Annotated in this window: 13 protein-coding genes and 1 tRNA gene; 11 read left to right on the top strand and 3 right to left on the bottom strand. The window is 27.7% G+C overall.

Going from position 1 to position 13,133, the window contains the following annotated elements:
• Nucleotides 1-245: 245 nt before the first annotated feature.
• Nucleotides 246-761 (bottom strand): hypothetical protein, encoded by a 516-nt coding sequence (locus ACWPW7_RS00825; RefSeq protein WP_454052014.1) that lies wholly within the window; start codon nt 759-761, stop codon nt 246-248.
• Between the two features lie 342 nt (nt 762-1,103).
• Here ACWPW7_RS00825 and ACWPW7_RS00820 point away from each other — a divergent pair, with 342 nt between their 5' ends.
• Both ACWPW7_RS00820 and ACWPW7_RS00815 read left to right on the top strand, forming a co-directional pair.
• Nucleotides 1,104-1,559, top strand: a complete 456-nt coding sequence (locus ACWPW7_RS00820) for a GNAT family N-acetyltransferase (RefSeq protein ID WP_454052013.1) — start codon at nt 1,104-1,106, stop codon at nt 1,557-1,559.
• Nucleotides 1,560-1,692: 133 nt separating this feature from the next.
• Nucleotides 1,693-2,334 carry a lactate utilization protein gene (locus tag ACWPW7_RS00815; RefSeq protein ID WP_454052012.1) on the top strand — a complete coding sequence of 214 codons (642 nt, stop codon included), beginning with the start codon at nt 1,693-1,695 and terminating at the stop codon, nt 2,332-2,334.
• Nucleotides 2,335-2,459: 125 nt separating this feature from the next.
• On the opposite strand, the gene ACWPW7_RS00810 is transcribed toward ACWPW7_RS00815, so the two are convergent.
• A complete protein-coding gene (locus tag ACWPW7_RS00810) occupies nt 2,460-3,611 on the bottom strand; it encodes an AI-2E family transporter (RefSeq protein ID WP_454052011.1) in 1,152 nt (383 codons plus the stop codon).
• Between the two features lie 192 nt (nt 3,612-3,803).
• Here ACWPW7_RS00810 and ACWPW7_RS00805 point away from each other — a divergent pair, with 192 nt between their 5' ends.
• From ACWPW7_RS00805 to ACWPW7_RS00785, 5 genes are all read left to right on the top strand, one after another.
• A complete protein-coding gene (locus ACWPW7_RS00805) occupies nt 3,804-4,376 on the top strand; it encodes a TetR/AcrR family transcriptional regulator (RefSeq protein ID WP_454052010.1) in 573 nt (190 codons plus the stop codon).
• A gap of 119 nt (nt 4,377-4,495) precedes the next feature.
• Nucleotides 4,496-5,347, top strand: coding sequence for an ABC transporter ATP-binding protein (locus ACWPW7_RS00800; RefSeq protein ID WP_454052009.1), 852 nt, complete (start codon nt 4,496-4,498; stop codon nt 5,345-5,347).
• Nucleotides 5,344-6,021 (top strand): fluoroquinolone export ABC transporter permease subunit, encoded by a 678-nt coding sequence (locus ACWPW7_RS00795; protein WP_454052008.1) that lies wholly within the window; start codon nt 5,344-5,346, stop codon nt 6,019-6,021. The genes ACWPW7_RS00800 and ACWPW7_RS00795 overlap by 4 nt, the downstream gene beginning before the upstream one ends.
• A 13-nt stretch (nt 6,022-6,034) precedes the next feature.
• Nucleotides 6,035-6,730 carry a hypothetical protein gene (locus ACWPW7_RS00790; protein ID WP_454052007.1) on the top strand — a complete coding sequence of 232 codons (696 nt, stop codon included), beginning with the start codon at nt 6,035-6,037 and terminating at the stop codon, nt 6,728-6,730.
• 29 nt (nt 6,731-6,759) lie between these two features.
• Complete coding sequence (locus tag ACWPW7_RS00785) at nt 6,760-6,897, top strand: hypothetical protein (protein WP_454052006.1); 138 nt, start codon at nt 6,760-6,762, stop codon at nt 6,895-6,897.
• Nucleotides 6,898-7,063: 166 nt separating this feature from the next.
• Here the strand turns inward: ACWPW7_RS00785 and ACWPW7_RS00780 are convergent, their stop codons facing one another.
• Nucleotides 7,064-7,792, bottom strand: coding sequence for an HAD-IB family hydrolase (locus ACWPW7_RS00780; protein WP_291567294.1), 729 nt, complete (start codon nt 7,790-7,792; stop codon nt 7,064-7,066).
• 604 nt (nt 7,793-8,396) lie between these two features.
• Between ACWPW7_RS00780 and ACWPW7_RS00775 the strand changes: the two genes are divergently transcribed.
• The 4 genes from ACWPW7_RS00775 (at nt 8,397) to ACWPW7_RS00760 (ending at nt 13,094) form a co-directional block, all read left to right on the top strand.
• A tRNA-Trp gene (locus ACWPW7_RS00775) sits at nt 8,397-8,472 on the top strand.
• A gap of 733 nt (nt 8,473-9,205) precedes the next feature.
• Nucleotides 9,206-10,288 (top strand): ABC transporter ATP-binding protein, encoded by a 1,083-nt coding sequence (locus ACWPW7_RS00770; protein WP_454052005.1) that lies wholly within the window; start codon nt 9,206-9,208, stop codon nt 10,286-10,288.
• Nucleotides 10,288-11,253, top strand: a complete 966-nt coding sequence (locus tag ACWPW7_RS00765) for an ABC transporter permease (RefSeq protein ID WP_454052004.1) — start codon at nt 10,288-10,290, stop codon at nt 11,251-11,253. The genes ACWPW7_RS00770 and ACWPW7_RS00765 overlap by 1 nt, the downstream gene beginning before the upstream one ends.
• Entirely contained in the window at nt 11,253-13,094 is a 1,842-nt protein-coding gene (locus ACWPW7_RS00760; protein WP_454052003.1) for an extracellular solute-binding protein, read from the top strand. Before ACWPW7_RS00765 ends, ACWPW7_RS00760 begins: the two co-directional genes overlap by 1 nt.
• Nucleotides 13,095-13,133 lie beyond the last annotated feature (39 nt).

The raw sequence follows: 13,133 nt of genomic DNA, 5'->3' as shown, positions 1-13,133 counted from the left end.
TTTTAGATGACAATTGTATTATTATTTTATAAGAACTCTATAATAATTTCAAATTACGAGTTACTAATTATGTGGTTTTCTTAAGAATATCTACATAACTTATAAGATATATAAAATAACTAGTCAAAGATAAAACAGATATTTTGTGTGAGATAAAGGATTATAGCATACTGACTAGTTATTTTAAAAAGCATCTTTTGTCATAATTTGTTAATGTTTTAATATTAAGTTTGGCTGTTAAATTTTCATTCTATTATTTTCCCATCTTTATCATAGGCTTTAATATTTTCGTCCCAAGTTTTATTATCTAATAGCTTAAACCAAAATATGGCTCCATTTTTTTCTTTTATCACAGCATTTATTTCTTTACTGGATAAAGTTAATTTTGATATATTTGAATCATATATTCTTCCCGTTACTAAATAATACTTATTTCCATTAGGCATTGTGATTTCTGACCATGCAGCCATATATGGAGAAGGTGAAATTGGATCAGATTCGAATCTGTAAAATGAAGACAATCTACACCAAATCCAATCTTCTTTATCTTTACTCACGCATGCTATACCTAAAGAATTATCCACTGTAAAAAATATTATTTTGTTTTTATCAAGTTCTTCTTCATAAAGTAAATCTTCAATAGAAGCTCCATCTTGTTGTAATCCTTTTTCAATAGCTTCATTATAACTTTTGCCTTTTACCAAATTAATATTAAAGTATTCTTTTTGCTTTTTATTACATGCTGTTATAGTTAATATCAAAATTAGGAGAAGAGTAAGAATTAATTTTATCTGTGATCTCAATTTTATAGTCACCTCATTAAATCATATTTAATACTGTCTGTAGTAAATACCCGGTATTATATTATTGCATTGGTATTATATAATATATGGTGATTCTTGTATCAATTCGTAATATGCTTATATAGTGTATTTCTATATTTAATTATGAAAGTCCTATCATGTATTTTAAAATAATACTATAATATAAACTATAAATATTTAATTATATGCTTGGGCATCTGAAATAAAATAAGCTAATATAATAAAAAGCTATTTTCTTAAAAATCCCTTATATAAAAAGCAAATGAAGGAGGATATATTATGACTTGGAAACTAAAAAAATTTGAAGAGTTAACTACACTGGAGCTACATAACATTGTAAGGGAAAGAATTAATGTATTTGTAGTAGAACAAAACTGTATATATGAAGAATTAGATGGCTTAGATTTAAAATCCTATCATCTTTTTAAAGAAGAGAATAATAATGTAATTGCTTATCTTAGAATAATTCCTAAAGGATTGGTATATGATGAAGTTGCTATCGGTAGAGTTTTAACTGTTAAAGAATATAGAGGCAAGGGGATTTTTACAGAACTTGTGGAAAAAGCTATAAATTTTATAGAAAATGAATTAAATGAGAAAAGCATAAAAATTTCTGCACAGGAATATTTAAGAAAAGCCTATGGAAAATTTGGATTTAAGGAAGTATCAGAAGTTTATTTAGATGTTAATATTCCACATGTAGAAATGGTTTATAATAGAAATAATAGCTTATAGAATAAGGAAATAAGAGGTATGATATAATTTTAAATAGCCTAGATGATATAGTAGCATTTGCAAATATAATAAAAGAGTATATTTAAAAGAACTAATGTAATTAAATCACTTTATTCGAAGGGATGTATTTAAAATGGATAAAAATCTTTCATGGTATGTTGAAAAAAGAGTAGAAAGAACCATAGAAAGTTTAGGTAAACGGAATATGGAAGGTTACTTTGTTAACGACGAAGTTGAATTAATAGAATTATTAAAAAATCTAATTCCTCATGATTCTATAGTTGGAGTTGGCGATTCTATGACGCTTTTTGAAACTGGAGTTATAGACTTTCTTCGTAATGAAAAATACATCTTTTTAGATAAATATAAAGATGGCATTACAAAGGAAGAAAAAAGAAAAATTTATGAGAAAAACTTTTCTGCAGAAACTTTTCTTTGCAGTACAAATGCTATCACTGAAAGTGGCGAACTTTATAATATAGATGGTAATGGAAGTAGAGTTGCGCCAATGTTATATGGACCTAAGCAGGTTATATTAGTAGCTGGAATAAATAAGATAGTTAAGGACATAGATGAGGCGGAAAAAAGAGTTCGAAATTATTCAGCTCCTATTGATGCTAAAAGGCTAAATAAAAACACTCCATGTACAACTTTAGGATATTGTATTGATTGCAAAAGTCCAAATAGAATTTGCAATGACTTTGTAATTATAAGAGGACAATTTATTAAAGGAAGAATAAAAGTTATTTTTGTTGGAAAGCAACTTGGATATTAATAAATTTTATATAGATCATAGTTAGTAAAATATGATCTATATTCTTAAAATAAATAGGTCATTTCTCAGAAAAATTGAGAGATGACCTATTTATAAATTGTGAATTCTATCTTAAAAAGATATTTTTAAGATGTTTTTTTCTTTTCAGGCTTTAAGTGACTTATATCTATTTTAGTATTATCCACCATGTGGGCAACTTCTGGGTGTCTATCATCATATCTTTTCATGAATCTTTCGTAATATATTTTCATAACTCCAGCTATAGGAACAGCAATAAGCATACCTACCATTCCGTAAACTGCGCCACCTATACTTAGCGAAAGTATACAAGTAACAGGATTAATACCTACGCTATCACCAGACATCTTAGGTCCAAGCCAGTTACCATCTATTTGTTGTAAAATAAACAGCCATATAAACACAACTAAAGCTGTTACTGGTGAATGGAATATATTTAAGATTGTCCCAAATACTATACCTAAAAATGGTCCGAAGATTGGAATCATGTTGGTTATTCCAAAGAATACGGAAATAAGTATGATATATTGAGATTTTATAAATATTAATCCTATAAAACAAGCTATAGCAACTATTAAAGATTCTAGAGCTCTAACCCCTAGATATGTTCCCAGCATATCATTTGTACAGTGTAGTAATTCTAATATTTTTACACCATACTTATTTTTGAATATAATGAATATTCCTTTTTTAAGAGATTTTACAAAAATTTCTTTGTAAATTAAATAATATACAGCAATAATAAGAGCAAATCCCCATTTAATAATAGAAGCAGTTACTGAAACCAATGATGAAAGCAAGGCATTAAATAAGGTAGTAGACCATGCTCCTAAGGTTTTGGCTAGATCAAATTTTTTAGTTAACTCTAGAACGAATTTACTATTAACATTTTCTCTAATCCATCCATTAGCGGATGCAACCATATCTGGTGTAGAATTAATAAGATTTTTAATGTTTCCAGTAATTCCAGGAACTAAATATACTATAGAAAGAGTGAATACTAAAATCACTATTACACAAGTTAAGAGTACGCTTATTCCCCTAGAAACCTTCAATTTTTTTTCAATATAAACCATCAATGGATTTAACGCATAAGCTATAACTGCACCTAATATAAAAGGTGATAATATCCCCATAATAAACTTATAAGCATCAGCTACTATTGAGTAGTTGTCAATAAGTTTAATTCCTATATAAGCTAATAAAATTATAACTAATATATGGAGATTTTTCTTTATCTGTAATTTTAAATTCTCCATTTACATCTCCCCTTCATGCAAAATATAAAACAATTATATCATAGAATAATAATTATTAGTTATGAACTAATTTAGTTTTAATACTAATCTAATAGAAAAGGTGTAAAAGGATGATTATTTCTGTTAAATTAAGTTGACATTTTATAAAGGCTGGCATATTATAGAGGTATAATAAAGAACGGGTGATTTTTTATGCAAGTACTAAAGGATGAAGTTAGAAATTATATAATTGAGGCTGCTAAAGATGAGTTTTATGAGAAAGGTTTTGAAAAAGCAGCAATTAGAACTATCGCTAAAAAGGCAGGAACTACCATAGGGAATTTTTATAACTATTTTGAAAGCAAAAATGAGGTTTTTTCAATTGTAGTGAAGCCTATTATAGAAAAGGTTGATTATTTAATAAACCATCATCATAAAACTAATGTAGAAGTCAATAATTTTTCTAAGGAAATGATTTTTTCAGAATTAAATGATTTTTTCCCACTAGGCTTTGAAGAAATTTTTAATAAAAACTTTGTAATTCTAATGGAAGGAAATAAAGGCAGTGAATTTGATGGCTTTAATTTTAAATTTCTTTCAATGTTAGAAGGACATTTTTTAAGCCATTTAGAAAAAAATCAGCATAATGTCTTATTATCAAAAATGATAGCAGCAGCTTTTTTACAAGGAATTTTGACCATGATTAAGTACAATCCTTGTGAAAAATTATCAAAAGAAGCATTATATAGCTATTTATTTATATTTATAAAAGGAATTGAATTATAATACATAAGTTATATAGACATAGAAACTTAAATTAATCAAATAAAACATACTGTAAAGTTGCAGTATGTTTTATTAAAAAACAAAAACGAACAATTGACTTTTATTGTGGAGGGAAGTTTATGATAGAAGCTAAGAATTTAAATTTTCGATATAAAAGTAGCAAAGAAGACAGTATCAGAAATATGAATTTTAACATTAAAAGAGGTGAAATTTTTGGATTTTTAGGTCCATCAGGAGCAGGAAAAAGTACGGTCCAAAAGATTCTTCTAGGACTTATGAAAAACTATAGAGGAACTGTTAAGGTAATGAATCAAGAAGTGAAAAATTGTAATGGAGAATATTATGAGAAAATTGGAGTAGGATTTGAGCTTCCTAATTTATATATGAAATTAACCGCTATAGAAAACTTAGAATTTTTTAATAAACTTTATAAGAATAGTTGCACTAATATTTTAGAATTGCTAAAAATAGTGGGCTTAGAAAGTCATAGACATAAAAAGGTTGAAGAATTATCAAAGGGTATGAAGATGAGACTAAATTTTTGTAGAGCACTTTTAAATGATCCTGAATTATTATTTTTAGATGAGCCTACTTCAGGCCTTGATCCAAATAATTCTAAGGTGATTGAGGATATTATTCTAAAGAAAAAACATGAAGGAAAAACTACAATTTTAACTACTCATAATATGAGCATTGCAGAAAAAATATGTGATAGGGTTGCATTTATAGTAGATGGTGAAATTAAACTTATAGATAACCCAAGAGATTTAAAGCTTAAATATGGAGATAAGAAAATTAGAGTCGAATATAAAGAAAATGGTATTCTGCAAAAGGATTTTAACTTAAAGTGTTTAGGAGAAAACAAGGAATTCATTCATATTATTAACGATAAAGAAGTGGAAAAGATTTATACATTAGAAGCGTCCTTAGAAGAAATTTTTAGAGAGGTTACAGGGAGGATTCTAGTATGAGAATTTTACACAGCATAAAATATGATATTATGTCTCAGTATAAAAATGGCATTTATTTCGTATATGGGTTTATTTCTACTATTTATATGTTAGCCCTTCAATTAATACCTAATAATTTCACCAATAGGGCATTAATATTTTTAATTTTTTCAGATCCTACTTTTTTAGGGTTTTTCTTTGTAGGAGCTATGGTGTTATTAGAGAGGAATCAAGGTATACCTTTAGTGTTATCTATAACTCCACTAACATTACAGGAGTATATAATATCAAAATGTATATCCTTAAGCCTTATTTCAGTCATAGTAAGCTTAATTATTACTTTTACAGTTAAAGGAATAGAATTCAATATAATTTTATTAACAAGTGTAGTTGTAGTAAGCTCAATAATTTTTACATTAATAGGATTAATAACAGGGATGTATTCAAAAACTTTAAATCACTATTTTTTAATAGCAACACTGGTAGGTATATTAATAGCAATTCCACTTTTAAATTATTTTAAAGTTACAAGCTTTAGACCTTTCAATCTATTTCCTACTTATATAGCCATAGCCTTAATTGAAGGAGCTATTTATAGAAGTGAAATTAATATTATATATTTTCTAATCTCTATAATTTGGATGATGGTATTATATTATTTAGCAGAAATAACTCTAAAAGATAAGTTTGTTTAGGGTAGGTGAAAACATGAAAAAATTATTAATTTTAATAAAGGAAGATTTAAAAAACATATATAAAGATCCTATGTATTTAATTTCTTTTACTTGTCCATTATTATTAATTATATTTTGTACAATAGGAATTAAATTTATAGAGAGTAAGTTTAGAATGTCTTTAAGCAATTACTATGCTCTTATACTGTGGATGGCATTAATAATGACACCTTTTCTTATAGGAGTACTTGTAGGATTAATATTATTAGATGAAAAAGATCAAAATTTAATAATATATTTTTCTGTAACACCCCTTAAAAGAATAAATTACTTAATATACAGATTATCAATGCCTTTTGCCATTAGTTTTATAATGAACTTAATATTATTCATAACTACAAATTTAATAAAAGCTAGAATGATTAATATTTTTATAATAGTATTTCTAACCTCACTTTTAGCACCTATAACTACAATTTTTATGGGAGCTTTTGGAGAAAATAAACTTCAAGGATTAACATTAACTAAGCTTTGTAGTTTTATATTGTTTATACCTGCAATAAATTATTTTATAGATAGTAAAATAAAATTTCTAACCTATATAATACCTAATTATTATAGTTTAGAAATAATAAGAAATAACTATATAAATGGAAAGATTTTAGTTTTTAGTTTAGCTGTAAATATAGCATGGATATTTTTATTAGGAAGAAAATTAGTGAACCAATAATGTTTTTTGAATTAATTTAAATTTATTGTATGACTTTTAAAGTTTTACTAAAGGATGAGCGAGAAAATAAGATTATTCCTAAATTACATGAAAGATTTGCTACTAGAATTAAAGAAATAGAAAATAGAATTAATATTTTAAAAAAGCGAATACTCAATTTAATGTAGTATTCACTGATTGTTATTTTAGTTAAGATATAGAGAAGAAGCTGAGTTAAGTAGAACAATCCTATAAGGCTTAGTAGCTGAGCATTTAGCATTACTAGTTTTTAAGCCTTTTAGGTTTGTGAAAACAAAACCTCAGATAAATTCTCTAGAAAGTTTTTTAAAAATATTATAAAAATTGTATATTATCTATATTTAAGTTATAAGTTACATCTTTTCTCTCAACTATAACTTTTATTTTATCCTTTACTTCTTCATCCTCCATAACTTTTGTTAAAAGCTCCTTAGTAGGATTTATACAGTAAGGTATTCCTACAGACTTAAACATAGTAAAATCACCAGATGTATCACCATATGCATAACTTCTTTCAAGATCTATATTATATTTTTCTTTCAATTCCATCAATGCTTTTTCTTTACTTTCAGAATCCCACATAGGTATTATGTCACCTGTATAAGTTTCATTTTCATCTAGCAAGTATATTGAGCCTCTATAATCATCCATATTGTATTTGTTTGACATCTCTCTTACAAGCTCAATTGGAGAACCAGATATAGCAATAACTATATGACCTTGTTCTTTATGCCATCTTATTCTCTCTCTTGAAAATGTATATACTCTATCCCCTTTTTGTTCTATTACTTTTTTTGCAATGTAATCTATATGATTTTTACTTATACCTTTTATAGCTTCTATATATATATCTACCATTTTTAACAAATAAGTATCGTAATCACCTTGTCTTTTATCCCATTTAATAAAAGATGGTCTAACTTCACTATACCATTTTTTTTCTTCTACTAATTCATATTTTATTATCTTTTTAAAAACTTCTGTTATCAAACCTTCTCTATATATTGTTCCATCAATATCAAAAAATGCTGCGATATTTCCCATAGTATTCACTCCTAACAATATTGAATTTTTTTATATTTAATAATAGATTGTATCATATTATTAAATAATGTCAAAAAATAAATCATTATTTTAAAATATTAATATTTATATACATATATAGATATGCCAATTTAAAATTAATGTATACATCAAAAAGCTGGTACTTTTTATTGTTTTAAATTAGAACTATTCAATTTGTAATTCATCTTATAGAAGTTTCTTCCTTATTTGATTTACAATTTGCAGTTAATGTTGAAATTAATTTTTTTACTAGCAATACAATTCCCGGCTCTCCACCTCTGGGGGACAGTAGTGAATCCCTGAAAGGGTTCCACTGAGGTGCAGTATAGTTTGGGCAATACTAATAAATTTAACTAGTACTATGAAGAAATTATAGGAATTAAGAATTAATTCTAAATTTCTCAGCTTCTGCTGAGAAATATCCACAATTGTGAATTTTGAATTGTGAATTGTGAATTAAGTTAAGTTTTACATTGTGAACTGTGGATTAAATTAAGTTGTAAATTGTTTTAAAATATAAAGATACTGAACCATATTTATATTGACAATATATACTAAAATATGATAAAATAATCTTCGTTATAGGGGTATGGCTCAATTGGTAGAGTAGTGGTCTCCAAAACCATTGGTTGCGGGTTCGAGTCCTGCTGCCCCTGCCAAATACCTAATATTTTTTAGGTAACTTTTTTAGGGTAGTTAAATAATTTATAGCGTTTAAATTTGAGATATTAAAAATGTCCTTCAATTGAATTTGGGGGATATTTTTATGTATTTATAAAAAACATGAAATTTATAGAGATACTAGAATATAATATTATAAATCACTTGACTTAATCAGATAATTGTTAAGTAAATCAATTGTCTAAATTTACATTAAATAAATATAAATAAATTGTAGAATTTTCTTGATAGCTTTGGTATAATCTAAGCTGATAGCTTTATTATATAGGTTATCATTTTATAAATTTAAGAGATAAATATTAAGAATTTTATTTTGAGATAAGAGGGATATTATGAGTACGGATAAGTCGATAAGTAGTAAAAACCAATTATTTAAAATAAATAAAGAAGAGGGGTTAATGGAGAAAATAGGAGCAACAGTATCTTAATAAAGAAGTAGTTTAAACAATATTAAGATAACGTTGGTTAACGCTTTGGAGTTTGTCCTAAATTTATAAAGTAATTTATAATCCATATACAAAGACAGCTAGTTTTATCAAAGAGATAAATACTTATGAAATCTACACCCCTGCAATTTTTATGCAAGGGGTTTTTTATTTTTATAAAACATGATTTAAGGAAATTGATGATTTGCAATTAAAATTGTGAATTATATAAAGTTAGTAATTTTAAATTTACATAAACAAACAATATAAGGTAGGGGTGATTTTCTTGATTGACGTAATGGTTCAATTAGAAGGTATTAGCAAAAGATTCGTAGGAAGTGATTCCTTAGCAGTTAAAGAGGTTTCTCTAGATATTAGGAAGGGAGAATTTTTAACAATTTTAGGTCCCAGTGGGTGTGGTAAAACAACAACATTAAGAATGATAGCAGGATTTGAAGATCCAAGTATAGGTTCTATCTTTATAGATGAAGAAGACGTATCAAAAGTACCTGCATACAAAAGATGTGTTAACACAGTATTCCAAAGTTATGCATTATTTCCTCATATGAATATTTTTGAAAATGTAGCTTTTGGCTTAAAAGTTAAAAATGTATCAGAAAGCCAAATTAAAGCAAGAGTAAGTGAAATGTTAAAAATGGTTCAGCTTGAAGGTTATGAAAATAGAATGCCAAATGAGCTTTCAGGTGGGCAAAAGCAAAGGGTTGCTATAGCAAGAGCAGTTATAAATAATCCAAAAGTGCTTTTATTAGATGAACCTTTAGGAGCATTAGACTTAAAACTTAGAAAACAAATGCAATTAGAGCTAAAACAGCTTCAAAGGAAATTAGGTATTACATTTATTTATGTAACTCACGATCAAGAAGAGGCATTAACTATGTCTGATAGGATTGTAGTTATGAATAAAGGTGTTATAGAACATGTTGGCACTCCAGCAGAAATCTATGAAAAACCAAGAACTAAGTTTGTTGCAAACTTTATTGGTGAAACTAATTTATTTGAAGGCACAATTTTAGAAAAAGGTGAAGACAGATATCTTATAAATAAAGATGCTGGAGAAGAAATACTAATAAGTGATTCTCCGATTTCTATGGCACAGGAAATTTGTCTTGCAATTAGACCAGAAAGAATTAAACTTTCAAATAATGTTGATATTGGAATGGTTGGAATAAAGGTAAATGTTAAAGAGAGAATTTATAATGGTTCGGTTATTAAAACCGTTGTTGTTACTAAAAATGGCATGGAGTTCGTTGTATCAGAACCTATAAGTGACGTATACTCCTTAGATGCCCATAATAAACCATACGTGTTTGCCACATGGAATCCTAAACACGCAGTGGTGGTACAATAATGTGGGGTAAACTTAGCAAGGCTTTTTCAAACTTTCTTGGAAAGCTATTGCGTAGGACAGAAAATAAAAATGCTTCATTAGAAAGTCAAGAGGGTTTTAAGAGAAGATTTTTAAAGTCTGCCCCAATATTTAAAACCATAGGTCCAGTCGCCATATGGTTAATTACATTTTTTATTGTTCCATTACTTCTTGTGCTAATAGTTAGCTTTCTATCAAGAGGTGAATATGGAGATATCCAGTTACCTTTTACATTGGACAATTATAAAAGATTATTATCTCCTATATACGGACAAATATTAATCAAGACATTAATTATTTCTATTAGTACCACTGTAGGATGTTTGATTATAGGATATCCATTTGCATATTTTATAGGAAGAGCTAATAAAAAATATAGAGGACTTCTATTACTTTTAGTTATACTTCCATTTTGGACTAATTCTTTAGTTCGTACCTATGCATGGATAATATTATTAAGAACGGAAGGGGTAATTAATACCTATTTAATGAGATTTGGACTTATTTCCAATCCAATACAAATGCTTTATACAGATGGTGCTGTGCTTATAGGAATGCTTTATATAATGCTACCATTTATGGTGCTTCCTATTTACACTTCTATAGAAAAATTAGATATGAGTTATATAGAAGCTGCCAATGATCTTGGTGCTTCACCATATAAAACTTTTAAAGAAATAACTCTACCTTTAACTATGCCTGGTATTGTAGCAGGATGTATGCTTGTATTTATACCAACATTAGGTTATTTCTTTATATCAGATTTAATGGGTGGAAGTAAGACGATGCTTATTTCTAACCTGATTAAAAATCAGTTCCTAACCTCCAGAGACTGGCCATTTGGTTCAGCTATAGCAGTAATTGTAATAATACTAATGCTCATAGCTATTGGCCTTTACTTTAAAGGAACTACACCGAAAAAGGGCACAGAGGAGGTTAGTAGTTAATGGATAAGAAAAAAAATCTGTTAAGTAAAATATATGCAGCTTTAGTATATGGATTTTTATATTTACCAATTTTAGTTTTAGTAGTATTTTCTTTTAATAAATCAAAATTAAATGCTACATGGTCGGGATTTACACTAGATTGGTATAGAAGTTTATTAAATAATGCTCAAATATTAGAGGCGCTAAAAAATAGTTTAATTATAGCCTTTGTGAGTACTTTTTTTGCAGTAGTTATAGGTACATTAGCTGCTATTGGTATGTATAGATATAAGTTTAAGGGAAAAAAGGTTATGGAAGGATTATTATATATTCCAGTAGTTATTCCAGAAATAGTTATGGGTATATCAATGCTTGCCTTTTTTTCCTTACTTAATTTAGAAGCAGGATTATTAACTTTAATACTTGCGCATATAACGTTTTGTATTGCTTATGTTATTATAGTGGTTAGAGCAAGATTAGACGGATTTGATATTGCTTTAGAAGAGGCTGCACTAGATCTTGGTGCTACACCTTGGCAGACCTTAACTAAGGTTACATTGCCAGTAATATCACCAGGGATTATAGCAGGAGGATTGCTTGCCTTCACTTTATCATTAGATGATGTTATTATAAGCTTTTTTGCTTCTGGACCAGATAGTAATACACTGCCACTTAAGATATTTTCAATGGTTAAGTTTGGTGTTACTCCGGAAATAAATGCTCTATCAACAGTGATGATGGTATTTACTTTAAGTATGGTACTTATTGCTGAAGGTATAAGAAAAAATGCTCTTAAAAACAAGAAGATTAAAAAAGCATTATCAGCAGTAGTAGTTTCGCTAATGGTATTTGGAGCAGGATTTGTTATGTTCGGAAATGTAGGACAAACTGAAAAAGAAGTATTAAATCTATTTAACTGGTCTGAATTCTTACCTCAATCAGTTGTAGAACAGTTTGAAAAAGAATACAACGTAAAGGTTAATTACGCTACTTTTTCTTCAAATGAAGAAATGCTTGCAAAGCTTATGGGCGGAAATATACCTTATGACCTAGTAGTTACTAGTGACTATGCTATTGAGATAATGATTAAGCAAAAACTAATTCAAGAAATAGATAAGGCTAATGTACCTAATCTTGTGAACATAGATAAAAATGTATTAGATTTAGGGTTTGATCCTAATAATAAATATAGTCTACCTTATATGTGGGGAGGCAATTATATAGTAGTGGATAGAAGCAAGATATCAAAAGAAATTACATCCTTTGATGGATTATGGGATAGTGATTTTAAAAATTCTATGGTTATCTTAGATGACCCAAGAGTTATTGTAGGTATGGCGCTTCAAAAGAATGGATATTCTATAAACACTACAAACCCTGAAGAACTTAAAAAGGCGAAGGAAGATCTAATAAAGCTAATGCCAAATGTAAAAGCTTTTGATAGTGAATCGCCAAAAACCTTATTAATAAATGGAGAAGCTTCAATAGGATATGTATGGGGTACAGAAGCATATCTTGCCAAACTTGAGAATCCTAATTTAGAAACAGTTCTAACAAAAGAAGGGGTAGTTCCACAGTATGATAACTTTGTTATACCAGCAAAGGCTAAAAACAAAAAATTAGCAGAGGAATTTATAAACTTCATTTATAGACCAGAAATTAGTGCTCAAGTATCAGAAGAGTTCCCTTATGCAAACCCAAATCAAGCAGCTTATCCTCTAATTGATCCAGGTAAGTTAAATGACATAGCTGTTTATCCACCAAGAGAGGCAGTAGAAGGTAATGAACTTATTAAAGATGTAGGAGAAGCTACAAGATTATTCGACGATATATGGACTGAAGTTAAAAATAGTAAAAAGTAATAAACAATTAAGCCTTGGGAAACCAAGGCTTAATTTATT

This window comes from Clostridium sp. Marseille-Q7071, assembly GCF_965112025.1.
The sequence above is the reverse complement of the archived record's forward strand: the minus strand, read 5'-3'. Positions and strand labels throughout refer to the sequence as shown.